Raw genomic sequence first — 23,424 nt, forward strand, 5'->3', positions numbered from 1 at the left:
CCTGTATGTCCGCATGATTGAGCGTGTTAAGCTCATTGATTCAGCTTTTTCGAGATGTACTGATGGCTACCATAGAACATAGTGAAATTGTCCACGCCTCGCCGGAGCGCGTATTCGAGCTGCTCAGACGGGTCGAGGATTTTGCCGACTATTCCGACATGATTCGCTCGATCGATACCCTGGGTGATAACCGTTATCGCTGGCATGTTCGCGCCATGGGCGTGGACTGGGCGTTCGATGTAGAGGTCACCGAAGTCGATGCGCCTCGTGTGCTGGCCTGGGAGTCTCTGGACGGGGTAAAGAATCAGGGCCGTTATCAGCTCGAGGCAGTAGCCGAGGGCACACGGGTGTCGTTGACCTTGACCTACGATATTCGTAATCGCTTGATGGAAAAAGCCGTCAACAAAGCCGCCAAACCGATGGTGGGCAAGGTGAGTCGCCAGATTCTCGATCGTGTCGAAGCCAGGTTGAATGGATAGACGCACGCCCTTTTCCTGGCGTTGGGGCGCGTTTTTCGCGCTGTTGGCACTATTGGCTTGCCTGTGGCTCTGGTACTCGCCAGATTTGACCACGTTGAAAACATGGGCTGATGAAATGTCCCACCATCCAGCGGTGGTGATCAGCGTTATGGTGACCATGGCCGTTACGATTGCCATCGGGCTTCCCGGCAGTATCGGTCTATGGCTGATAGCGCCGTTCTATCCTCCGGTGGTGGCTACGTTGATGCTGACGCTGAGCAGCGTGATCGGGGCCTGGGGAGCTTACCTTCTCGCCTCCCGGCTGAATGCCCAGGTCAAGCCCGGTGGGCTGACCTACAAGGTAATGCAAACCCTGGAGCAGCGCAGCGATCTGGTTACCCAGTGCGCGCTTCGCATACTGCCGGGTTTTCCGCACTCGGTAATCAACTACGCCGCCGGGCTGAGCCGTCTGCCGCTTCGGCCTTATCTGCTGGCTGCCACCCTTGGGCTATCGATCAAGTGGGGGGTCTACAGTAGCGCTATCTACGGGGCACTGGAGGCAATCGAAGAGGAGAACGCGCTTCAGTTTGACGTGATTCTGCCGCTTCTCGCGCTGGCGTTTTTACTCTTGGCAGGGGCTTGGTACCGGCGCCGCGTGGAAGCGGCGCGCAAGCATTAGACGCTAGGTGGAAGGTGTGACGAACTACTGTTCCTGATGCATGGCAGCGTCTAGATGGCCTACCACTTCCGCCCAGTCCGCATCATCGGCAATGGCCTCACGCAGAAACGCCGACTGGCCTTCGTTCCAGCAGGGCGCCTCGGCAATGGGCATGGCGTCGGGTAGCGGGCCGTGCTCCTGAATGAAGGCTTCGATGGCGTCGTTATCCGAAGGTAGACCCAACTGCTTGAATAGATCGCTGAAGGCGTGTACGGGCTGTTCCATGGCTTGTGTTCTCTCCTTGGGTGGTTTTGAATGGCCGCTTTGCCAGAGCCAGCGGCTAGTGCTGAAAATATGCCGAAGCTCAACATATACCAGTTGCTTGAAACCTGGTAAGTGCTTAAAACTCAGTAAGTATTTAAAACAGGTTAAGTACTTAAAACATAGTCGCAATATCGCGCTACGCCAGCTTTGCCTAACGCTCACCTACCAGCGGGGTTAAAAACCGCTGCCGGCGATTGTCCAGTGACAGCGGCTGGGCCAGCAGATGCACCAACTTGGTAAGTGCCGCCTCCGGTGTCATGTCCGCCCCGGAAAGCACGCCCGCATCAGCAAGGCCCGACCCCGCCGCGTAAGCGCCAAAGTGTACGCTTCCTTTGGGGCACAGGCTGGTGGCGGCCAAGAGCTTGCCTTCACCACAGGCCTTGGCCAGCACGTTCAGAAGTGCCGGGTCGTCGGGCAGATTTCCCGCTCCCCAGAGCTGCAGCAGGGCGCCTTTCACGCGGGCATCGCCCAGCAGAGCTTCGAGCTGCCAGGCGCTGATGCCCGGCCACAGGGGCAGGCGAATGACCGCGCCCTGGGCCAGGCCTGCGTAACTGGCCAGTTCAAAGCGAGGTGCACCGCGCTGGGTAAAGCCCAGGCCGCGGCTTGGATAGTCGATGAAATCGTCACCCACACGCTCGCCGAGTAGCGGGTAGCTGGGGCTTTCAAAGGCGTTGAACGCTTCGCTATGCGCCTTGACCGCACGAACACCGCGCATTAGCTTGCCGTTGAAGTAGATGACGACTTCCTTGAGACTCTCGCTGTTGGCAAAGCGTAGCGCGCCATGAAGGTTGTCGAGCCCGTCGCTACCGGCCACATCCAGCGGCCGCATGGCGCCGGTCAGAACGACCGGGCGATCGAGGCCTTGAAGCTGGTAGGCAAGACTTGCCGCGCTGAAGCTCAACGAATCGGTGCCATGCAGCACCACGAACCCCTTGTAGGCGTTTAGGCGCTCGACGATCACCTGGCCGATCTGTTGCCAGGTGGCCGGGGTGGCCGCACTCGAATCGATCAGCGTTGCGAAACTCATTACCTCGAAAGAGGGGAGCGCGCTTTGCTCGAAGATCGAGAGCCTCTGCAGCGCTTGATGCAGACGCTGATCGAATGCTTCCCCTGACGGCGCCAACCCTTTGGCTTTCTCTTCCATGCCGATGGTACCACCGGTATAGATGATCAAGAGGCGTTCGCCGCAGTCGGCAGCGTCACGCAGTTGAGATGTCGCACTCATCACTTATCCTTACGCCACCCGGTCGCTTTGCTTGATGACGCAAAGCGTACCGGTATGGTCATCTAACTGGTGGTTGCGCCCGGCAAAAAAGGCGAACACGTAACAGACGCCGATCAGACAAAGCAGCAGCCAGGCAATATGCTCGATACGGGCCCCGATCTGTAAAAGCAGCCCCACCCCGAACGGGCCCAGAGCCGCAATCGTATAGCCGCCCCCCTGGACGAGCCCGGAGAGCTTGCCCGCAAGACCGGCGTTGGCCGTTCTGAGTACCAGCAGGCCAAGGGCCAGACTGAAGCAGCCGCCCTGGCCCACGCCGAGCAGGGCCGCCCCCGGCCACTGCCAGGCAAGCGGGGCGATCATCAGCATGAAAAGGCCAATACCGGTGAATGTGAGCATGGCAAAGAGTGCCGGGCGCTGGTCGCGACCCAGGCGTGCAAGCCAGGGGGCGCTCAGCGCCGAGCCCAGTTGACAGATGATGGACACCGCCATGGTAAATCCCGCCTCGCTTTCAGTGTAGCCGCGATAGACCAGCAGCGTGGGTAGCCAGCCAAAGACGATGTAGGCCATGGAGGATTGAATGCCCATGTAAAGCATTACCTGCCAGGTCAGCGGTTGGGCCAGAAGCGCCTTGAGCGACGCCCCCGACACATTGGCCTTTTCCTGCGTGGTGGGCGTCGGGGCAAGCGAGGACCACAAGACCAGCGAGACCAATGCCACCAGGCCCCAACTGACAAGGCTCAGTTGCCAGCTGCCCAGGAGGCTCGCCAGCGGTACGCTGAGCCCGGCGCCAAGGGCTCCGCCAAAACAAAGCGCCATGGTGTAAAGCCCGGTCAGAAGATCGGCGCTTTCGGGGAGTTCGCGTTTGACCAGCCCCGGAAGCAGCGTGCCGGCCATGCCAATGGCCGCACCCGCCAGAGCGGTGCCGATAAACAGTACCCACGGCAGAGGCCAGGGGCGCAGCAGAAGGGCGAGGGTGAGCAGTAAAAGAGCAGCGCTCAGCGCCCGCTCGCTGCCGATTCGGCGAGCGATGACAGGTGCCAGCGGTGCGGCAAGCCCCAGAAACAGCACCGGCAGCGTAGTCAGAATGCCCGCAGCGGCCGGCGTAAGCCCCGTGCTCTCCTGCAGGCGTGTGAGAAGCGGTGCTACCGATGAAAGGGCGGGGCGCAGATTCAGCCCCACCACAAACATCAAAAGTATGAAACTGAGCTTTTGACGAGAGGCCATACCGGCTACTTGAGGTGCGCGCGAAGATCGCCTCGGGCGACGTCCATCAGGGTAATGAAGTGATAATCACCGGGGGCTTCCAGGCAATCGACACGCACGTCGGTGCGCATCCCTCTGTTGATATCGAGCTTCTCGAAGATCTCGAGCGTCACCTTGCGAGCGGGCCTGTCCCCCGGGGTGATGGAGCCGTCTTCAAGCGTGAAGGTTTCCAGCAGGGTAGCGCGTACCCGGGTAGTGTTCTCTTCGCTCAACACTCGGCGAATGAACAGCCATCCCTCGCATACCAGAGCCGTCTGTTCATCGCTTTCACGCAAGAACAGCGTGCGGTAACAAGCCCCCTCGGTAGAGGCTTTATCCGCCATGCTGCGATAGGCCTGAATCACCTGGCTGGACGTTGCCTTTGCATCCTCAAGGCGCTGGGAGACGCCTTGATGTTCTCGACTCAACTGCTCCTGGCGTTGGAAGACCAGCCACTGACGATAATCGTTAATAAGTTGAGATGACGCCATAATCACTCCATGAACATGTTCGGCCTAACGCCTGAAAACAGCTAACCTTCGCATATTGCCCTGGCTTGCGCTAGCGGCGAGCACCCCGGCGCGAAGCATTACCGGGCTTGGCGCTTTGCTCTGGACGCCGGCCTGACGGCTTGCGCTGCCCGCGGCGGCCATTTTCAATCGGCTGCGGCTTGGCGTTGGGGTCGGGTTCGAAGCCGGGCTCGATCTTTTTGGGCAGTGTCTGCTTGATCAGTCGTTCAATACCGGTCAAAAGCGCGTGCTCGTCCACGCAGACCAGCGATACCGCCTCGCCATCGCTGCCTGCCCGCCCCGTGCGCCCGATACGGTGCACGTAGTCCTCGGCCACATTGGGCAGATCGAAGTTGACCACGAAGGGCAGCTCATCGATATCCAGGCCCCGGGCGGCGATGTCAGTGGCGACCAGTACCTGCAGGTCACCACTTTTGAACGCGCCCAGCGCCCGGGTGCGGGCACCCTGGCTCTTGTTGCCATGAATGGCCATCGCCGGAATATCCTGCTTGGAAAGCTGCTCGGCCAGGCGGTTGGCACCATGTTTGGTGCGGGTAAATACCAGTACCTGGAACCAGCCATGCTGGGTAATCAGATGCGCCAGCAGTTCGCGCTTCTTATCGCGATCCACCTGGTAGATGGTCTGGGCGATCTTCTCTGCGGTCGTGTTGCGCGGCGCGACTTCGACCAGCGCCGGATTATCCAGCAGCTGAGTTGCCAGCGTCTGAATCTCGTTGGAGAAGGTGGCAGAGAACAGCAGGTTCTGACGTTTTTTCGGCAGCAGTTTCAAAATGCGCTTGATGTCGTGAATGAAGCCCATGTCGAGCATGCGATCGGCTTCGTCGAGCACCAGAATCTCGACCTGGGAAAGATCCACGTGGCCTTGTTGCTGCAGATCCATCAGTCGCCCGGGCGTGGCGATAAGTACGTCAAGGCCGCCCTTGAGCGCTTCCACTTGCGGGTTTTGGCCCACGCCGCCAAAGATGATGTGCGACTTGAGCGACAGGTACTTGCCGTAATCGGTGACGCTTTCGCCGACCTGGGCGGCCAGCTCGCGGGTGGGGGTAAGCACCAGCGCGCGCACCTGTCGCTTGCCCGGGCGCTTGCCGGTATTGAGTAGCTGCAACATGGGCAGCGTAAAGCCCGCCGTCTTGCCCGTACCGGTTTGGGCGCTGGCCAGCAGATCGCGCCCAGCCAGCACCAGGGGAATGGCTTTCAGCTGAATGGGGGTGGGCTGGGTATAGCCTTGAGTGCTAATGGCGCGTAGTAAGTCGTCCTGCAGACCAAGTTCCGTAAAGCTCATGCGTTCTCCGCCATTGCACAGCAAGAGCGCGGGTGCGCTGTTACCAGGCTAGGGTTCTAAATAGGTTAAAAGCACGCGGGTAAGCACCGCGCGGCAGCGAAGTTTGCCAGATAGCGCGCCTGGCTGCGAGGGGGATTTGAGTTTGGGGCGTTTTTAACGCCCTGGCGATACCCCTTGCGCCGGGCGCAAGCCCCGGCGCAAGAAGAGTGTGAAAGACTAGAAATAGCCGCCGGTTCGAAGCTCCCCGGCGATGTCCGTGGCCACCTCGTCCAGGCTTTGGCCCAGGGCGCGCACCAGCGCCGGGTAACCGTCCTGGCGAAGCTCGGTTTCGACCGAGAAGCTTTCCATCGCCAGCAGCTGATTGTTGGCACCGCGAAGCTGCCATTGGCCGCTGGCCACGGCGTTACCGTCGTAACGGCCCTGGAACTGATCGACTTCAATGGCGAGTGTCAATGCGCCGTCCTGGCGGCCCTCGGCACGCACCACTTGAACAAGAGGGAGTTCCTGGGAAAGTCGCCCGCGCAGGGCGCGCTCGAGCTGTCGGCCCAGCTCTTCCGCCCACTGGTGCTCGCGGGCCGCGTTCAGGGTGATGTCGTCAAGCTGCATGACGATGCCGTCCACGTCCAGGTAGTGAGCAAGCCGGGGCATACGTACTTGCAGAGTATGCTCGGTGGTGGTCGCCGGGCTTGTGACCTGAGCGGCGGGCAGCATGTAGCGCGCCGGGGGCGATACGCTCGAGGCGCAGCCACTCATCATCAGGCCAAGCCCCAGCAGGGTTACATATTTCAGCGTCCAATAGCGCATGGCGTCGTCCTTTTACCGGGGTGCCCGCGGAATCGGGTCTTCCGCGTCCAGATTGTCGAAAAGCAGCGCCCGGGGGTTTTCATTGAGCGTGCGGGTCAGCGGCTGCAAGTCGCGCATCAAGCGGTCAAGACGCTCGATCGCCGAGGTAAGATCCTGGTACGCCGGCGAGGCGGGTGAAAGGCCTTCGATCGTTGCGCGAAGCTCTTCGAGCGTGGCGTTCACGTTAGCGCCCAGGGCCTGGGTCTGCGGGTCGCTTAGCAGGGTGTTGAGCGAGGTGCTGACCTCTCTGACTTCGTTGAGCACGCTTTCGGAGGCCTGCAGGTTGCGATCAAGCCCGGCCAGCAATGGCTCGACTTCCAGCGCGTTGAGCTTGTCCAGAAGGTTTGTGACCTGAGCCTGGATTTGCGCAAAACCGCCGGCCACGGTGGGGAAGACCGTACGTTCGGAGAACATTTCCAGCGCATGATCACCGGCCAGATCGCGCTGGAAGTTGAGATCGACAAACAGCGCGCCGGTCAGCAGGTTACCGTTTTTAAGCGAAGCGCGAAGGCCGAGATCGAACATGCGATTGAATCGCGTCTCCCACTCTTCGAGATCGATATCGTCGCTTTCGATACCCAGACGTTGCGGCTCGATACGAATCAAGACCGGGATGGCGAACTGGGCGCGCGCATTGGGCTGTGGCGCGGTAAAGTTCCAGGGCACCGCCACAACGCTGCCCATGCGTACGCCGCGAAATTCCACCGGCGCCCCGCGGGAAAGACCGCGCACGGTGTCATCCACCAGCAGCACGTACTCCAGGTAGCGATTGAACGTCCCTTCGCGAGCGTCGTCCTCGTCGGTGTAAAGCGTGAAGCGGGCGTTGTTGCTTACCGGCCTGCCCATGGGCAGATCCTCGGGTACGCCAAATGTCACACCGCCCCCCAGCAGCGCTTCGATGGACTCCACGTTCACTCTCACGCCGTTGGCATCAAGGCGAAAGTCGATGCCGCTGGAGGTCCAGAAGCGCGTACTCTCGGTAACCAGCTGAGCGTAGGGCTCCTCGATAAATACCTGGTGCTGCATGGTGCGAGACTCAGGGTCGAAGCGGTTATCTTCCACTCGGCCCACGGTATAGCCCTGGTAGGAGACCGGGTCGCCCACGCGAAGCGAATTGCCCAGTTGGCTGACCAGGCTGATCTGCAGCCCCGCCTGACCTGCCACGGCTACCGGCGGCACGTCGCTTAGCTCGAACTCCCGGCGTGGTTCCTCCGAGCGTCCGGGCTGAAGCTGTATATAGGCACCCGACAACACCGTCCCCAGACCGCTGATACCTTCGCGTCCAATGCGCGGCTTGACCACCCAGAAGCGGCTGTCTTCACGCAGCATCGCTTCGGCTTCGGGTTGCACACGTGCCGTCATTACCGCATGGGAAAGATCGTCGGACAAACGCACGCTCTGCACCAGGCCTATCTCGACGTTGCGGCTTCGAATCAAGGTGTTGCCGGCTTCGATCCCCTCGGCGTTATTGGTAGTCAGGGTGATCAGCGTGCCGCGACTGGTGTAGTTATCATACACAAGCCATAGACCGATAATGACGGCCACGATCGGCACGATCCATATCGGCGACAGCCGTGTCTGGCGGGACGGTCTGGCCCGGTGCAGGTCGTTCTCTTCGGTTGGAGGGGTATCATTCGGGGGTAGATCGTCAGCCATCCACTGATTCCTTGGTCTCTATTTTTTTAAACCGGGTAGCGCGTCTTAGCCGGGCCGCTCGAGTGGGAGAGGCGTCCCATAGTAGGCGCGGGTCAAAAGTCATGGCGGCCAGCATGGTCAGCACGACCACCGAGCCGAAGGCGAGGGCCGCAGGCCCTGGGGTGATCGACATCAACGAACCTGCGCGAATCAGGGCGACCAGAACGGCCACCACGAATACATCGACCATCGACCAGCGGCCAATAAACTCGGTCAGTCGATAAAGCCGTGTACGGCTCTGGGCGTTCAACTCGCTGCTGCGTCGTATGACCAGACAAAGCCAGGCAAGCGCGAAAAGCTTGCCCACCGGCACGATAACGCTGGCAATAAAGATGACCGCCGCTACCGGCCATGAACCCATTTGAATAAGCTGAACCACGCCGCCGATGATCGTGGAATTCGAGCTGCTGCCTAGACTGGTGGTGGTCATGATAGGGTAAACGTTAGCCGGAATATACATGACAGTGGCCGCGAACAGCAGTGCCCAGGTGCGCTGCAGGCTTTGCGGCAGGCGCTTGTGCAACTTTTCATGACAACGCACGCAGCGCGCCTTGCCGCTTGCGGACATGCGATTGACCAGTCCGCAGGTAGGGCAGCCAGTGACTCCCTGGGCGGCGGCGGTGGTGCCGGTCTGGGTACCCTCGGGCGCCAGGGGTTCGCCTTCAAGTGAAAACCACATCCAGTCGGCATCCAGGGACTGGCTGGTCTTCAGCAGCAAGATGGCGAAGATACAAAATGCCCAGAAGGAAATTCCCAGCTCGATCTGGGCCAGTCCGGCTATCTTGATAAGGCTTACCAGCGCGCCAATGATAAAAACGTCCGCCATCATCCAGGGGATGAAATGGGCAAGCGAGCGGGCGATATCACGACTGAAAGGCATGGGGCGCCCCCGCAGCAGCCCGTATTGAAGCCAGATCACGCCGATAAGATAGAGCGCGGGCAACACGACAATGGTCATGATCACTGCAATGGCCACGATGGGCTGATGAAAGGCGATGAGCGTGGTGGCGGTCTGAGAAAGTTCAATGCGATTGCTCACGCCGCTGACGTTGAAGCTGACAAACGGAAACGACACGGCAACGATCAGTGCAATCAGTGATGCAATGGCCAGCGCCATGCTGCGCTGGGCGGGATAGCGGTGACGTTTCACCAGCGTGTGCGAGCAGCGTGGGCAGCCGGCTTTCTCGCCGGAGTCCAACGGGGGCAGGGCCGAGACCCAGTCGCACTCGTGACAGGCACGAAGACGCCGACGCGTCAGCCGCGTTTCCGGGGGCTGACTGTCGACCAGAGGGGGTGAAATCGGCAGTGAGGGCCGCTTGTTGAAATGGAATTCGCGCAATCAGATAGTCTCGAGATACTTGATGATCGATTAATACGTTGGCAGGGCAAAGCTGTCAAACGCCTGTCGCCGCGTTTGGATCGATATGATGCTTGACCTGTGTACCAGCTTAGACAACGATGCAGACGCTTTCGCCTTCTTTGCCCTCATTAATCAAGGAACCCCCATGTTGCTCGCCTCTCTCGCTGTCGTGATCGGGTTGGTGCTGCTTGTCTGGAGTGCTGAAAAATTCATCGATGGCGCCGCCGCCACGTCCAGGTGGCTGGGGCTCTCTCCGCTATTGATCGGCATGCTGGTGATTGGCTTTGGTACTTCCGCCCCTGAAATGATGGTTTCGGTATTGGCGGCGCTTCAAGGCAACCCTGGCCTGGCGGTGGGTAATGCCTATGGCTCCAACATCGCCAATATCGGTCTGGTACTGGGTTTCGTGGCCTTGATGGCGCCTCTGGCAGTGCACTCAAGCGTGATTCGTAAAGAGATGCCGCTTCTGGTCGGGGCGATGCTGCTGACGGGTTATATGCTTTTCGATGGCTGGGTTACTCGCATTGAGGCGATCATCCTGCTGGTGGCGCTGGTACTGTTTATCGGCTTCAGCATCTGGCGTTCGCGGGCAAAGCAAAGTGACCCGCTGATCGATGACGTGACCCAGACACTTGAAAGCAAACCCATGTCCCGGGGCAAGTCCATTGCCTGGACGCTGACAGGCCTGGTGCTTTTGATTGCCAGCTCGCGCATGCTGGTATGGGGGGCCGTTGAAATAGCGGCCTCCTTTGGCGTAAGTGATCTGATCATTGGCTTGACCGTGGTGGCGGTGGGCACGTCGTTACCCGAGCTTGCCTCGAGCATCAGCGCGCTGCGTCGTAAAGAGCACGATATGGTACTGGGCAACGTGGTGGGTTCCAATCTCTTCAATAGCCTGGCGGTGGTGGGGCTTGCCGGCGTCATCGCACCCATTGAGGCCGGGCGCGAGGTGCTGGTACGCGATTGGAGCGTGATGACCTGCATGACGCTCTTGATGGTGCTTTTCGCCTTTTCCTGGCGCGGCCGGCCACGGCGTATCAATCGCGTGGAGGGCGGCGTGCTGTTCGCGTTTTTCGTGGGCTACACCGCGTACATGATCAGTATCGTTTTAATAAGCTAACGAATGTTTAATTTACTTGATATGCGTCAATGCGACCTATCATTAGCGAGTACAGGGCAGTGTAACCCGTGACGCCAGAGGGTAAGATGAGCCCATGAGTAAAGATAAGCTTGGTCTAAATAAGAAAAACTAGCAGTACAACCGTGACCAGGCTGTTGCTACCCATGGGCGTCATACCTATTCCCGGTTTCAGGAGAGTGTCATGGAACTCGACCCCTTAATGCTGTCGCGAATACAATTCGCATTCATTGTTTGTTTTCATACTATCTTCCCGGTCTTCACCATAGGCTTGGCTTCCTATATTGCGCTGCTGCACGGGCTTTTCTTCAAGACCCAAAACGCCGCCTGGGATCGTCTGGCGCTTTTCTGGACCAGGGTGTTTGCCGTGGTGTTTGCCATGGGCGTTGTTTCGGGCATCGTCATGTCCTTCCAGTTTGGTACCAACTGGAGCAACTTCTCCCTGGCGGCCTCCAACTTCATAGGGCCATTGCTCAGCTATGAAGTGGTGACAGCCTTCTTCCTGGAAGCGGCCTTTCTGGGTGTTCTGCTTTTCGGTCGGGGGAAAGTGCCCGAAGGAATACACCTTCTTTCTGCGATCATGGTGGCGACGGGTACCTTTATCTCCGCGTTCTGGATCCTCTCGGCCAATAGCTGGATGCAAACACCTGCCGGGGTCGAGCTGATCGATAATCGCTTCCACGTGACCTCCTGGATGGAGGCGATCTTCAATCCTTCCTTCCCGTATCGCTTCGCTCACATGGCCATGGCGTCCTTTATCACTGGCGGGTTTGTGGTTGCCGGTATCAGTGCCTGGTTCCTGCTGCGCGGCCGCGATGTTCAGGCCAATCGGCGTGCACTGTCCATGTGCTTGTGGATGCTGCTCTTTCTCACCCCGGCCCAGGCGGTGATTGGTGATTATCACGGCTTGAATACTCTCGAGTATCAGCCCACCAAGCTGGCCGCAATGGAAGGACACTGGGAAACCGCCACGAACGTACCGCTTCTGCTCTTCGCGGTGCCCGATCAGGCGGCTCAGAACAACCGCTTCGCGCTGGGTATCCCAAATCTTGCAAGCATCATTCTGACACACTCCATCGATGGCGAAATTCCCGGAATCAACGAGGCGCCACCGGAAGAGCAGCCCCCCGTCGCGCTGGTATTCTGGTCGTTCCGGGTGATGGTCGGTATCGGGCTTGCCATGATCGCCGTATCTCTTGCTGGTTTGCTTCTGCGCCGTCGCGGCCGAATTTACGAAAGCGAACTTTTCCTCAAGACCCTGGTGGGCATGGTGTCACTACCGTTCATTGCCGTGTTGGCTGGTTGGATCGTGACCGAATCGGGTCGGGCACCGTGGCTTGTCTACGGCATCATGACCCATGCCCAGGGTGTCACTCCGTCGCTGACTGGATGGATGGCGCTTACCACGCTGATTGGCTACGTACTGGTTTACGCATTGGTGTTCTACGCCGGTATCTACTATCTCACTCGCGTAGTGCGTAACGGTATGCTTCCCGCGCAAGTGCAGGCTGAAATCGACCCGGATGCAAACCGTCCCAAGCGTCCACTTTCCGCCGCGCATACTCCCTTTGATGACGATGCTGAGCCGGTAAGGAGCTAACTCATGGAAATGTTTGATCTATCAATTATCTGGGCGGGGATCATCGGGTTTGGCGTCATCATGTACGTGCTGATGGATGGCTTCGATCTAGGGTTGGGTATCCTGTTTCCGTTCGCCCCGGACGAAGACTCTCGGGATGTCATGATGAACTCCATCGCGCCAGTATGGGATGGCAATGAAACCTGGCTGGTACTCGGAGGCGCCGGTTTGCTGGCGGCGTTTCCCCTGGTTTACTCGATCTTTCTACCCGCGCTTTACCTGGGTGTGTTTCTGATGCTGGCCGGCCTGATCTTTCGCGGTATCGCGTTTGAGTTCCGCTTCAAGTCACACCGTAACCGTCATTGGTGGAACCGTGCCTTTAGCTGGGGGTCAGCATTGGCAACCTTCGCGCAAGGGGTTGTCGTGGGGGCCTATATCCAGGGGTTTCAAACCGAGAATTTCGTTTACACCGGCGGCGCGTTTGACTGGCTGACACCGTTTACCGTTCTGACCGGGCTGGGGTTGATGGCAGGCTATGCGCTGCTTGGCTCGACCTGGCTGATCCTGAAGTCCGAAGGCCATGTGCAGGACTGGGCGTACAAGATCACCCCCATTCTGCTGGCAATAGTATTGATCGTCTTCGCCATCGTCAGTGTCTGGACGCCTTTCGTGAACCAGGTTGTCTGGGAGCGCTGGTTCGGTAATCTTCGCTTGATCTGGATCTTCCCGGCCATGGCATTATTGTTTGCCTTCCTGGTGTTCAGGTCGGTGAAGCAGCGTCGTGAAAGCTATCCTTTTCTCGCTACCATCGGTATCTATGTATCCACTTACCTGGGCCTGATCGTGAGCCAGTGGCCGATGATCGTTCCGCCCAACTACACCTTGTGGGATGCGGCGTCAGCGCCTGAATCTCAGCTCTTTCTTCTGATTGGCGTGCTGTTTGTCATTCCGGTGATCCTTGTGTACACCGCATGGACCTACTGGGTCTTCCGGGGCAAGGTGCGCGTGGGCGAGGGGTACCACTGATATCATGAGGGGTGAAAACGTCAACCCCACGCATATGACGCCGCGCCAATTTCTGAAAGCACTGGCCCAACAAGAACAAGAACGGCTGGTGGGTGCGGCGGCATGCGGGGTGTTAGCCGGCGCCAGTACCGCCGCGTTCTTGGTGGGGCTGGCCTGGCTGGTCGAGCAAATCGTGGTTCAGTCCCGGCCCCTGGCAACATTGACCGGGGCCTTTTCAACACTTCTACTGCTGGTGGCTTTGCGCGCGCTATGCCAATGGGGCCAGGAGGTTCTGGGGCTGGAGGCAAGCCTGCGCATTCGTCAGCGGGTTCGAAAAGAGCTGCTGAACAAGCTTGCCGCCCTCGGCCCTCTCTGGCTTACCAGGCATCAGAGCGGGGCACTGGCTACCCAGGCCGTCGAGCACGTGGACGCGCTGGAAGGCTACTTCGCCCGTTTCCATCCTCAACTGCGTATCGTCATGCTGCTGCCACTGTTGATCGTCTGCATCGTGGGGGCGTTTGACTATCTGGTCGTGATCTTTCTATTGCTTTCTGCACCGCTGATTCCACTTTTCATGGCGTTGGTCGGTATGGGGGCTGAGCGCTTGAATCGTGAGCAGTTCAGTGCTGTCTCGCGACTTTCCGCTCACTTCGTGGATCGCGTGCGGGGCATGAGCACGCTGCAGCTTTTCGGGCAGACAGCGAAAGCGCGGTGTGATGTCTGGTATGCAACCGATGAGTATCGCCGTTTGAGCATGAAAACACTGCGGCTTGCGTTTCTTTCCTCAGCGGTTCTCGAGTTCTTCGCTTCCGTGGCGATTGCCGTGGTGGCCATGTACGTCGGCTTCGGTCTGCTTGGCTATATCGACTACGGGCCGGCCCCGGCGCTCACACTCTTTTCCGGACTTGCCGTGCTGCTGCTGGCGCCGGAGTTTTTTCAACCTCTGCGTACCCTCTCTCAACACTACCATGACCGGGCCACGGCGCTGGGCGCTGCTGAAAGCCTGGTGTTCATCCTCAATGAGCCCGAGGGAATGGTCGAGCGGACAAGCGCTCCCTCAACGTCGGGTACGCTTTGCGAGCTCAGCGGGGCGGATATCGGTTACAGCAACGCCGAACCCGTACTGTGCGATGTCTCTTTTTGCCTCGAGCAAGGCGATGTGGTGGCCTTGACCGGGCCTTCAGGAAGCGGCAAGTCATCGCTTCTGGCGCTTCTGGCCGGATTCATGGCACCTCAACAAGGTGAGCTTCGTCGCCGGGAGGCGCTCGGCGTCGCCTGGCTTGATCAGAACCCTTGTCTGATTCAGGGCAGTCTTTCCGAGAATCTGATGCTGGCCAACCCCGACGCCAGTGAAAAAGCCATGCTCGATGCACTTCATCGCGCAGGGCTGAAAGAGCTTTTGGCGGCGCTGCCCGAGGGGCTGAGCACGCCGCTTGGCGAACGCGGGGTGGGGCTGTCGGGAGGCCAGGCCCAGCGACTGGCGCTGGCGCGCATCTACCTGAGCCCGGCGCCGCTTTTGTTGCTCGATGAGCCCACGGCAAACCTGGATGCCACCACGGAGGCGCTGGTCACCCAAGCCCTTCAGGAGTGGGTCAGGGAGGGCCGTACGTTGGTCATTGCGACCCATCATCAGCAGGTGCTGGCGATGGCGGCCCGTCACCTTCGCTGCGATAACGGTCTGGTTTGCGAGGTCGATGCATGAAAGAGCTTTTTCTAGCGTTCAAGCCATGGCTGTTTCTGCTGACCCGGCGACGCCGGCCATTGGTCGTCGGTGCGCTGCTGGTGCTTGTGACGCTGCTGGCGGGCCTGGCCCTGCTCGGCCTCTCCGGATGGTTCATTGCCGCCTGCGCGCTGGCGGGTCTTGCGTTGGCAGCGGGGATCCCTTCAACCCTCGATATCTATGTGCCCGGCGGTGGCATCCGCTTTTTCGCGCTGTTGCGCACCGTCGCCCGCTATCTCGAGCGTCTTTATAATCACAACATGGTGCTGACGCTTCTGGCCGACCTGCGCTTCAAGGTGTTTGGCTACCTGACCCATCTGGACGCCGCCGCCCTTGGGCGGCGCCGAGCAAGCGACTGGTTGACCCGACTCACCGCGGATATCGATACGCTGGATAATCTCTATCTGCGACTTTTGATTCCGCCTTTGGTAGCGCTCGTGGCCATCGTGGTGGTGTCACTATTCATCGCGATCTGGTTGCCCTTGGTGGCGCTTGGGGTCGGGCTGGCCCTGGGTGTGCTCTGGGGGACGCTGACACTGGGCTCTGCCTGGCTAGGCTTTCAGCAGAGTTATCAGCAGGTGCGCGATCAAGATGTATTGCGCAATCTGGTGCTTGATCAGATTCAGGCTTGCGCCGAGCTTGTGAGCTATCAAACAGGCCGCTGGCACCAGCAAAAGATCGATGCGCTCGAGGCGCGCGCCCGAATCAATCAGCGCTCTCTGGCGTTCAAGTCTGCGCTGGGGAACGCTTTGATCCTGCTGGTTTGTGGAGCGCTGCTGGTAGGGGTGCTTTGGCTGGCAGGCCCGGCATTCGTGGCGGGTGAGGTGAGCGCGCCTATCCTGGTCATGGTGCTTCTAGTCGTGCTGGGAAGTAGCGAGATATTTACTGCGCTGCCCGCTGCCTTCATCAAGGTGGGGGCAAACTATGCAAGCGTTCAACGGTTGAATCAGCTCACGCCGACTTCGGTCGAAGAGACGGCTTTCACCACGCTACCTGAAAGAGCCAACGGCTATGCCATAGCCCTTGAAGAGGTAAGCTACTGTTACCCCTCGATGCTTGAACATGCGCTGAAAGAGGTATCATTCAGCGTGGCGGCAGGCGCGCGCGTAGCGATTACCGGGGTTTCCGGAGCGGGCAAGTCAACGCTTGCGCATATGATCATGGGGCGAATTGCACCGACTCGAGGGTACATCGATATCGCCGGGCAATCGCCCTATCGGATCGCCCCGCAAGAGCGTGCCCAGCGCTTTGCGTTTCTTTCCCAGCAGGTAGATCTTTTTGATGGCACCCTTGCCGACAATTTGCGCCTGGCTGATGAGTCGGCTGATGATCAGGCGCTTTGGCAGGTGCTTGAACTTGTAGCGCTCGATGTTTGGGCGCGTCGACAGCCCAAGGGACTTCAGACTCCGGTAGGGGAGAAGGGGCGTCAACTTTCGGGGGGGCAGGCCCGGCGAGTGGCGTTGGCAAGGCTGTTCTTGCGTGACCCACAGGTAGTGCTTCTTGATGAACCCTTCGCCGGCGTGGACGCTGCCACTGCCGGGCATCTGGCAGCCTCTCTGGATCGCTGGTTGAACAACAGGACAGCTATCTACTTTATCCACCAAATTGACGATGTATCGCTGCTTCCCGGGCTCACGTATAGTTATTCGCTATGCCACGGTCGGTTGATGTCCTCCCGTTCCTAGTGCCGTGCCAGCTATCGAAGGAAGTACTATGCACGAGTATCTACGCCAATTGCCCAAGACAGAGCTCCATCTGCATATTGAAGGCACCATCGAGCCTGAGCTGATGTTCAGGCTTGCCAGACGCAACGGTATAGCGCTTCCTTACGCCACCATTGAAGAGGTCAAGACGGCCTATCAGTTTGAAGACCTCCAAGGCTTCTTGAATCTCTACTATCAGGGTATGGACGTACTGCACACTCGCCAAGACTTCTATGAGCTGGCGATCGAGTACTTCAAACGGGCGCGAGACGAAGGCGTTGTCCATATCGATATGCATTTTGACCCTCAGGCGCATTTAAGTCGTGGTGTCACCTTGGATGTGGTCATGGCGGGGCTTCTCGAAGCCAAGCAAGAGGCCGAGACCTCGCTTGATCTTTCCATTGGAATCATCATGGCATTTCTGCGCGACCGCGCAGCTAAAGAAGCGTTGAGTGTCTTCGAGCAGGCCGCCCCTTACTGGAAGCATCTGGACGCCGTCGGCCTGGACAGTGCCGAGCGCGATAACCCGCCTGCCAGGTTCAAGGCACTTTTCGAACGCGCTCGTGAAGAGGGTCTTCGTTGTGTCGCCCATGCAGGAGAAGAGGGGCCGGCAGACTATATTTACCAGGCCCTTGATGAGCTTGATGTCACGCGTGTGGATCACGGCGTTCGTTGCCTTGACGATAGCCGACTGGTCGAGCGCCTTCGCAGGCAGCAAACCGTGCTGACCGTCTGCCCGCTTTCAAACGTCTGCTTGAAGGTGGTCGACCAGTTAAGCGAGCATCCGCTACCCAGGCTGATCGAGGAAGGCTTGAAAGTCACCATAAGTTCAGACGACCCGGCCTACTTTGGGGGCGGTCTTCTGACCAATCATATTGCTTGTCATGAAGCGTTTGGCTGGAATAAAGAAACGTTTTACCAGCTCAATCGTAATGCGCTTGAAGAAGCGTTTACCAGTGAAGAGCGCCGCCGAGTATTGATGGATCGCCTCGAGCAAGCAATTAATTGAGAAAAGGGCACGTCGCAGGGTTGACGGATATCTAGAAGTGGGTAGAATACGCCCCACATCGAACGGGCAGCGCCCTTCGACAGCTCTTTAACAATTTGATCAGGTAATTCATGTGGGCGTTTGCCGATGAGGGTGACAAGTCACCTAATATCAAGGCAAGCGCACTGAGAAGGATTTTCGAATTCTTCAAATTCGTTTGAACCTTGAGCCAAGTTTGATCTGCTTTTGCGACTTTCGGCTAGTCCGTGAGTCAGCACGCAAGGATCACAATGATTTTAAACTGAAGAGTTTGATCATGGCTCAGATTGAACGCTGGCGGCAGGCTTAACACATGCAAGTCGAGCGGTAACGGGTCCAGCTTGCTGGATGCCGACGAGCGGCGGACGGGTGAGTAATGCATAGGAATCTACCCGGTAGTGGGGGATAACCTGGGGAAACCCAGGCTAATACCGCATACGTCCTACGGGAGAAAGGGGGCCTTGGCTCCCGCTATCGGATGAGCCTATGTCGGATTAGCTGGTTGGTGAGGTAACGGCTCACCAAGGCAACGATCCGTAGCTGGTCTGAGAGGATGATCAGCCACATCGGGACTGAGACACGGCCCGAACTCCTACGGGAGGCAGCAGTGGGGAATATTGGACAATGGGCGCAAGCCTGATCCAGCCATGCCGCGTGTGTGAAGAAGGCTTTCGGGTTGTAAAGCACTTTCAGCGAGGAAGAACGCCTGGCGGTTAATACCCGCCAGGAAAGACATCACTCGCAGAAGAAGCACCGGCTAACTCCGTGCCAGCAGCCGCGGTAATACGGAGGGTGCAAGCGTTAATCGGAATTACTGGGCGTAAAGCGCGCGTAGGTGGCTTGACAAGCCGGTTGTGAAAGCCCCGGGCTCAACCTGGGAACGGCATCCGGAACTGTCAGGCTAGAGTGCAGGAGAGGAAGGTGGAATTCCCGGTGTAGCGGTGAAATGCGTAGAGATCGGGAGGAATACCAGTGGCGAAGGCGGCCTTCTGGACTGACACTGACACTGAGGTGCGAAAGCGTGGGTAGCAAACAGGATTAGATACCCTGGTAGTCCACGCCGTAAACGATGTCGACCAGCCGTTGGGTGCCTTGTGCACTTTGTGGCGAAGTTAACGCGATAAGTCGACCGCCTGGGGAGTACGGCCGCAAGGTTAAAACTCAAATGAATTGACGGGGGCCCGCACAAGCGGTGGAGCATGTGGTTTAATTCGATGCAACGCGAAGAACCTTACCTACCCTTGACATCCTGCGAACCCGGAAGAGATTCCGGGGTGCCTTCGGGAACGCAGAGACAGGTGCTGCATGGCTGTCGTCAGCTCGTGTTGTGAAATGTTGGGTTAAGTCCCGTAACGAGCGCAACCCTTGTCCTTATTTGCCAGCACGTAATGGTGGGAACTCTAAGGAGACTGCCGGTGACAAACCGGAGGAAGGTGGGGACGACGTCAAGTCATCATGGCCCTTACGGGTAGGGCTACACACGTGCTACAATGGCCGGTACAAAGGGCTGCAAACTCGCGAGAGTAAGCGAATCCCGAAAAGCCGGTCTCAGTCCGGATCGGAGTCTGCAACTCGACTCCGTAAAGTCGGAATCGCTAGTAATCGTAGATCAGAATGCTACGGTGAATACGTTCCCGGGCCTTGTACACACCGCCCGTCACACCATGGGAGTGGACTGCACCAGAAGTGGTTAGCCTAACGCAAGAGGGCGATCACCACGGTGTGGTTCATGACTGGGGTGAAGTCGTAACAAGGTAGCCGTAGGGGAACCTGCGGCTGGATCACCTCCTTAAACGATGCGTCATCCTCCCGGCAAGCGCTCACAATGAATTACCTGATCAAGTGATAGAGCAAACGGTTGATGCACGATCCCCTCTTGGGTCTGTAGCTCAGTTGGTTAGAGCGCACCCCTGATAAGGGTGAGGTCGGCAGTTCAAGTCTGCCCAGACCCACCAAATTCCTGTGATACTGCGTTAAAATGCTCCTCGTATAGCAGGCTATACGTCGCCGCATTTTGCCTTGTCTCACAGAAATTTATAACAAGAGGTGAGGTTGTGAAAACGATGGGGCCATAGCTCAGCTGGGAGAGCGCCTGCCTTGCACGCAGGAGGTCAGCGGTTCGATCCCGCTTGGCTCCACCATTATCTCCACTACCGTTTGTTTGTTTCGTGACCATTGATAAGTCGCTGCTTTCAAGCCGTCTTATCACTGTTCATTGAACAGTCGCTCTTTAACAATGTATATCATGCTGACAATATCGAATGACGATAGGAAGACAGTTCGCTGTTTTATCTTCTCATCTCGATATGCAATTGTTTTGTGATACGTTTTTGCGTATCCGGCAATCGTTGTCATTGCGAGATCCAGACTCCTTCGGGTTATAGGGTCAAGCAATGAAGCGCACACGGTGGATGCCTAGGCAGCCAGAGGCGATGAAAGACGTGGTAGCCTGCGATAAGGTTCGGTGAGGTGGCAAACAACCTGTGACCCGGACATCTCTGAATGGGGAAACCCACTGACCACAAGGTCAGTATCCTGTCCTGAATCTATAGGGCCAGGAAGCGAACCGGGGGAACTGAAACATCTAAGTACCCCGAGGAAAAGAAATCAACCGAGATTCCCCCAGTAGCGGCGAGCGAACGGGGACCAGCCCTTAAGCGTGTGACTGATTAGACGAACGGATTGGGAAGTCCGGCCAGAGCGGGTGATAGCCCCGTAGTCGAAAATCTGATCACGTGAAATCGAGTAGGTCGGGGCACGAGAAACCTTGACTGAAGACGGGGGGACCATCCTCCAAGGCTAAATACTCCTGGCTGACCGATAGTGAACCAGTACCGTGAGGGAAAGGCGAAAAGAACCCCGGCGAGGGGAGTGAAATAGATCCTGAAACCGTGTGCGTACAAGCAGTAGGAGCCCACTTGTTGGGTGACTGCGTACCTTTTGTATAATGGGTCAGCGACTTATATTCAGTGGCGAGCTTAACCGATTAGGGGAGGCGTAGCGAAAGCGAGTCTTAACTGGGCGACCAGTCGCTGGATATAGACCCGAAACCGGGCGATCTATCCATGAGCAGGGTGAAGGTTGAGTAACATCAACTGGAGGCCCGAACCAGGATCTGTTGAAAAAGATTTGGATGACTTGTGGATCGGAGTGAAAGGCTAATCAAGCCCGGAGATAGCTGGTTCTCCTCGAAAGCTATTTAGGTAGCGCCTCACGTATCACCACCGGGGGTAGAGCACTGTTTCGGCTAGGGGGTCATCCCGACTTACCAACCCGAGGCAAACTCCGAATACCGGTGAGTGCCAGCGTGGGAGACACACGGCGGGTGCTAACGTCCGTCGTGAAAAGGGAAACAACCCAGACCGTCAGCTAAGGTCCCCAAATCCTGGTTAAGTGGGAAACGATGTGGGAAGGCTCAGACAGCTAGGAGGTTGGCTTAGAAGCAGCCATCCTTTAAAGAAAGCGTAATAGCTCACTAGTCGAGTCGGCCTGCGCGGAAGATGTAACGGGGCTAAACCAGGTACCGAAGCTACGGGTTCATCCTTAGGGATGAGCGGTAGAGGAGCGTCGTGTAAGCCAATGAAGGTGAGTTGAGAAGCTTGCTGGAGGTATCACGAGTGCGAATGCTGACATGAGTAACGATAAAGGGAGTGAAAAACTCCCTCGCCGGAAGACCAAGGTTTTCTGTTCGATGCTAATCAGAGCAGAGTGAGTCGGCCCCTAAGGCGAGGCGGAAACGCGTAGTCGATGGGAAACGGGCTAATATTCCCGTACCGGACATGATTGCGATGGGGGGACGGAGAAGGCTAGGTGAGCCAGGCGTTGGTTGTCCTGGTGAAAGTCGGTAGGCTGAGATCCTAGGTAAATCCGGGATCTTTCAAGGCCGAGAGACGAGACGAACTGACCACGGTCAGGAAGTCACTGATGCCACGCTTCCAGGAAAAGCCTCTAAGCTTCAGATCATGTGCGACCGTACCCCAAACCGACACAGGTGGTCAGGGTGAGAATCCCAAGGCGCTTGAGAGAACTCGGGTGAAGGAACTAGGCAAAATGGTGCCGTAACTTCGGGAGAAGGCACGCCGGCGTAGGGTGATGGAACTCGCTTCCTAAGCCCGAACCGGTCGAAGATACCAGGTGGCTGCAACTGTTTAGTAAAAACACAGCACTCTGCTAACGCGCAAGCGGACGTATAGGGTGTGACGCCTGCCCGGTGCCGGAAGGTTAAATGATGGTGTTAGCCGCAAGGCGAAGCTCTTGATTGAAGCCCCGGTAAACGGCGGCCGTAACTATAACGGTCCTAAGGTAGCGAAATTCCTTGTCGGGTAAGTTCCGACCTGCACGAATGGCGTAATGATGGCCACGCTGTCTCCACCCGAGACTCAGTGAAATTGAAATCGCCGTGAAGATGCGGTGTACCCGCGGCTAGACGGAAAGACCCCGTGAACCTTTACTATAGCTTCACACTGGATACTGATGTTGCCTGTGTAGGATAGCTGGGAGGCTTGGAAACCCGGACGCCAGTTCGGGTGGAGCCAACCTTGAAATACCAGCCTGGCATCATCGGTGTTCTCACTCAGGTCCGTTATCCGGATCGAGGACAGTGTGTGGTGGGTAGTTTGACTGGGGCGGTCTCCTCCCAAAGAGTAACGGAGGAGCACGAAGGTACCCTCAGCACGGTCGGACATCGTGCAATGAGTGCAAGAGCATAAGGGTGCTTGACTGCGAGACAGACACGTCGAGCAGGTGCGAAAGCAGGTTCTAGTGATCCGGTGGTTCTGTATGGAAGGGCCATCGCTCAACGGATAAAAGGTACTCCGGGGATAACAGGCTGATACCGCCCAAGAGTTCACATCGACGGCGGTGTTTGGCACCTCGATGTCGGCTCATCACATCCTGGGGCTGAAGTCGGTCCCAAGGGTATGGCTGTTCGCCATTTAAAGTGGTACGCGAGCTGGGTTTAGAACGTCGTGAGACAGTTCGGTCCCTATCTGCCGTGGGCGTTGGATGTTTGAGAAGGGCTGCTCCTAGTACGAGAGGACCGGAGTGGACGCACCTCTGGTGTTCCGGTTGTCACGCCAGTGGCATTGCCGGGTAGCTATGTGCGGACGGGATAACCGCTGAAAGCATCTAAGCGGGAAGCCCCCTTCAAGATGAGACATCCCCGAGGCCTCGAGCCTCCTGAAGGGCCCAGCGAGACCAGCTGGTTGATAGGCACGGTGTGGACGCACTGCAAGGTGTTGAGCTAACGTGTACTAATGGCCCGTGAGGCTTGACCCTATAACACCCAAGGGGTCTGGTCCTGCAGTGACAACGACGCTCGATAGAGCACCGGATACGCAAGAAAGAACGATCACAAGACCGTCAGCCGATATACATTGAAAGTTACGCCTGACGACCATAGCCTGCGTGAACCACCCGATCCCTTGCCGAACTCGGAAGTGAAACCGCAACGCGCCGATGGTAGTGTGGGGTCTCCCCATGCGAGAGTAGGTCATCGTCAGGCACCTCTTCGAAAAAGCCCCGAGCACGCTGTGTTCGGGGCTTTTTTTATGCGCGCAAGGTTGGGAGAGACGCGTGAGGGAAAGGCCGGGGTAAAGATCTCAACCCTCACCCGTACACTTTCCTCTTGTCCTTT

General features: G+C 57.9%; 16 protein-coding genes, 2 tRNA genes and 3 rRNA genes. 13 read left to right on the forward strand and 8 right to left on the reverse strand.

What is annotated here, in order from left to right; genetic code table 11:
* Window positions 1-62 precede the first annotated feature (62 nt).
* Together ACWF8S_RS07400 and ACWF8S_RS07405 are read left to right on the forward strand one after the other, a co-directional pair.
* On the forward strand, window positions 63-479 hold the full coding sequence (locus ACWF8S_RS07400; protein ID WP_447556214.1) for an SRPBCC family protein: 417 nt from the start codon (window positions 63-65) through the stop codon (window positions 477-479).
* Window positions 472-1,137, forward strand: a complete 666-nt coding sequence (locus ACWF8S_RS07405) for a TVP38/TMEM64 family protein (RefSeq protein WP_447556215.1) — start codon at window positions 472-474, stop codon at window positions 1,135-1,137. Before ACWF8S_RS07400 ends, ACWF8S_RS07405 begins: the two co-directional genes overlap by 8 nt.
* Before the next feature lie 24 nt (window positions 1,138-1,161).
* Here ACWF8S_RS07405 and ACWF8S_RS07410 read toward each other — a convergent pair whose 3' ends face one another.
* From ACWF8S_RS07410 to ACWF8S_RS07445, 8 genes are all read right to left on the reverse strand, one after another.
* The gene (locus ACWF8S_RS07410) at window positions 1,162-1,401 is read right to left on the reverse strand and encodes a DUF2789 domain-containing protein (RefSeq protein ID WP_447556216.1); all 240 of its coding nucleotides are present in this window, start codon (window positions 1,399-1,401) and stop codon (window positions 1,162-1,164) included.
* A gap of 190 nt (window positions 1,402-1,591) precedes the next feature.
* Window positions 1,592-2,665 (reverse strand): asparaginase, encoded by a 1,074-nt coding sequence (locus tag ACWF8S_RS07415; RefSeq protein ID WP_447556217.1) that lies wholly within the window; start codon window positions 2,663-2,665, stop codon window positions 1,592-1,594.
* Window positions 2,666-2,674: 9 nt separating this feature from the next.
* Window positions 2,675-3,889 carry an MFS transporter gene (locus ACWF8S_RS07420; RefSeq protein WP_447556219.1) on the reverse strand — a complete coding sequence of 405 codons (1,215 nt, stop codon included), beginning with the start codon at window positions 3,887-3,889 and terminating at the stop codon, window positions 2,675-2,677.
* Between the two features lie 5 nt (window positions 3,890-3,894).
* Window positions 3,895-4,398, reverse strand: coding sequence for a hypothetical protein (locus ACWF8S_RS07425; RefSeq protein WP_447556220.1), 504 nt, complete (start codon window positions 4,396-4,398; stop codon window positions 3,895-3,897).
* A 70-nt stretch (window positions 4,399-4,468) separates the two neighbouring features.
* Complete coding sequence (locus tag ACWF8S_RS07430) at window positions 4,469-5,719, reverse strand: DEAD/DEAH box helicase (protein WP_447556221.1); 1,251 nt, start codon at window positions 5,717-5,719, stop codon at window positions 4,469-4,471.
* A 216-nt stretch (window positions 5,720-5,935) separates the two neighbouring features.
* Window positions 5,936-6,523: a PqiC family protein gene (locus ACWF8S_RS07435; protein ID WP_447556222.1), complete on the reverse strand. Its 588-nt coding sequence runs from the start codon at window positions 6,521-6,523 to the stop codon at window positions 5,936-5,938.
* A 12-nt stretch (window positions 6,524-6,535) separates the two neighbouring features.
* A complete protein-coding gene (gene pqiB / locus ACWF8S_RS07440) occupies window positions 6,536-8,218 on the reverse strand; it encodes an intermembrane transport protein PqiB (protein WP_447556223.1) in 1,683 nt (560 codons plus the stop codon).
* Window positions 8,211-9,596 carry a PqiA/YebS family transporter subunit gene (locus ACWF8S_RS07445; RefSeq protein ID WP_447556224.1) on the reverse strand — a complete coding sequence of 462 codons (1,386 nt, stop codon included), beginning with the start codon at window positions 9,594-9,596 and terminating at the stop codon, window positions 8,211-8,213. The genes pqiB and ACWF8S_RS07445 overlap by 8 nt, the downstream gene beginning before the upstream one ends.
* Before the next feature lie 166 nt (window positions 9,597-9,762).
* On the opposite strand from ACWF8S_RS07445, the gene ACWF8S_RS07450 reads away from it, so the two are divergent.
* From ACWF8S_RS07450 to rrf, 11 genes are all read left to right on the forward strand, one after another.
* A complete protein-coding gene (locus ACWF8S_RS07450; RefSeq protein ID WP_447556225.1) occupies window positions 9,763-10,737 on the forward strand; it encodes a calcium/sodium antiporter in 975 nt (324 codons plus the stop codon).
* A gap of 202 nt (window positions 10,738-10,939) precedes the next feature.
* Complete coding sequence (locus tag ACWF8S_RS07455; protein ID WP_447556226.1) at window positions 10,940-12,355, forward strand: cytochrome ubiquinol oxidase subunit I; 1,416 nt, start codon at window positions 10,940-10,942, stop codon at window positions 12,353-12,355.
* A 3-nt stretch (window positions 12,356-12,358) separates the two neighbouring features.
* A complete protein-coding gene (gene cydB, locus ACWF8S_RS07460) occupies window positions 12,359-13,360 on the forward strand; it encodes a cytochrome d ubiquinol oxidase subunit II (protein ID WP_447556227.1) in 1,002 nt (333 codons plus the stop codon).
* Between the two features lie 4 nt (window positions 13,361-13,364).
* Window positions 13,365-15,041 carry a thiol reductant ABC exporter subunit CydD gene (cydD, locus tag ACWF8S_RS07465; protein WP_447556228.1) on the forward strand — a complete coding sequence of 559 codons (1,677 nt, stop codon included), beginning with the start codon at window positions 13,365-13,367 and terminating at the stop codon, window positions 15,039-15,041.
* Window positions 15,038-16,744 (forward strand): thiol reductant ABC exporter subunit CydC, encoded by a 1,707-nt coding sequence (cydC, locus tag ACWF8S_RS07470; protein WP_447556229.1) that lies wholly within the window; start codon window positions 15,038-15,040, stop codon window positions 16,742-16,744. The genes cydD and cydC overlap by 4 nt, the downstream gene beginning before the upstream one ends.
* Window positions 16,745-16,772: 28 nt before the next feature.
* The gene (locus tag ACWF8S_RS07475) at window positions 16,773-17,771 is read left to right on the forward strand and encodes an adenosine deaminase (protein ID WP_447556230.1); all 999 of its coding nucleotides are present in this window, start codon (window positions 16,773-16,775) and stop codon (window positions 17,769-17,771) included.
* Between the two features lie 277 nt (window positions 17,772-18,048).
* Window positions 18,049-19,581, forward strand: a 16S ribosomal RNA gene (locus tag ACWF8S_RS07480).
* Between the two features lie 86 nt (window positions 19,582-19,667).
* Window positions 19,668-19,744 (forward strand) — tRNA-Ile (locus ACWF8S_RS07485).
* Window positions 19,745-19,854: 110 nt separating this feature from the next.
* Window positions 19,855-19,930 (forward strand) — tRNA-Ala (locus ACWF8S_RS07490).
* A gap of 243 nt (window positions 19,931-20,173) precedes the next feature.
* Window positions 20,174-23,066: ribosomal RNA gene (locus ACWF8S_RS07495) — 23S ribosomal RNA — on the forward strand.
* Between the two features lie 110 nt (window positions 23,067-23,176).
* Window positions 23,177-23,292, forward strand: a 5S ribosomal RNA gene (rrf, locus tag ACWF8S_RS07500).
* Together the 16S, 23S and 5S rRNA genes with 2 tRNA genes alongside form the textbook arrangement of a ribosomal RNA operon.
* Window positions 23,293-23,424: the final 132 nt, after the last annotated feature.

It is taken from the genome of Vreelandella xerophytica (assembly GCF_968048975.1).

Excerpts from the sequence above, each read along its gene's own strand:
- ACWF8S_RS07450 (WP_447556225.1), top strand. The coding sequence starts at position 9,763 with ATGTTGCTCGCCTCTCTCGCTGTCGTGATCGGGTTGGTGCTGCTTGTC.
- ACWF8S_RS07435 (WP_447556222.1), bottom strand. The coding sequence starts at position 6,523 with ATGCGCTATTGGACGCTGAAATATGTAACCCTGCTGGGGCTTGGCCTG.
- ACWF8S_RS07400 (WP_447556214.1), top strand. The coding sequence starts at position 63 with ATGGCTACCATAGAACATAGTGAAATTGTCCACGCCTCGCCGGAGCGC.
- ACWF8S_RS07425 (WP_447556220.1), bottom strand. The coding sequence starts at position 4,398 with ATGGCGTCATCTCAACTTATTAACGATTATCGTCAGTGGCTGGTCTTC.
- ACWF8S_RS07405 (WP_447556215.1), top strand. The coding sequence starts at position 472 with ATGGATAGACGCACGCCCTTTTCCTGGCGTTGGGGCGCGTTTTTCGCG.
- ACWF8S_RS07475 (WP_447556230.1), top strand. The coding sequence starts at position 16,773 with ATGCACGAGTATCTACGCCAATTGCCCAAGACAGAGCTCCATCTGCAT.
- ACWF8S_RS07420 (WP_447556219.1), bottom strand. The coding sequence starts at position 3,889 with ATGGCCTCTCGTCAAAAGCTCAGTTTCATACTTTTGATGTTTGTGGTG.
- ACWF8S_RS07430 (WP_447556221.1), bottom strand. The coding sequence starts at position 5,719 with ATGAGCTTTACGGAACTTGGTCTGCAGGACGACTTACTACGCGCCATT.
- cydB (WP_447556227.1), top strand. The coding sequence starts at position 12,359 with ATGGAAATGTTTGATCTATCAATTATCTGGGCGGGGATCATCGGGTTT.
- ACWF8S_RS07410 (WP_447556216.1), bottom strand. The coding sequence starts at position 1,401 with ATGGAACAGCCCGTACACGCCTTCAGCGATCTATTCAAGCAGTTGGGT.
- pqiB (WP_447556223.1), bottom strand. The coding sequence starts at position 8,218 with ATGGCTGACGATCTACCCCCGAATGATACCCCTCCAACCGAAGAGAAC.
- ACWF8S_RS07415 (WP_447556217.1), bottom strand. The coding sequence starts at position 2,665 with ATGAGTGCGACATCTCAACTGCGTGACGCTGCCGACTGCGGCGAACGC.
- cydD (WP_447556228.1), top strand. The coding sequence starts at position 13,365 with ATGAGGGGTGAAAACGTCAACCCCACGCATATGACGCCGCGCCAATTT.
- ACWF8S_RS07455 (WP_447556226.1), top strand. The coding sequence starts at position 10,940 with ATGGAACTCGACCCCTTAATGCTGTCGCGAATACAATTCGCATTCATT.
- cydC (WP_447556229.1), top strand. The coding sequence starts at position 15,038 with ATGAAAGAGCTTTTTCTAGCGTTCAAGCCATGGCTGTTTCTGCTGACC.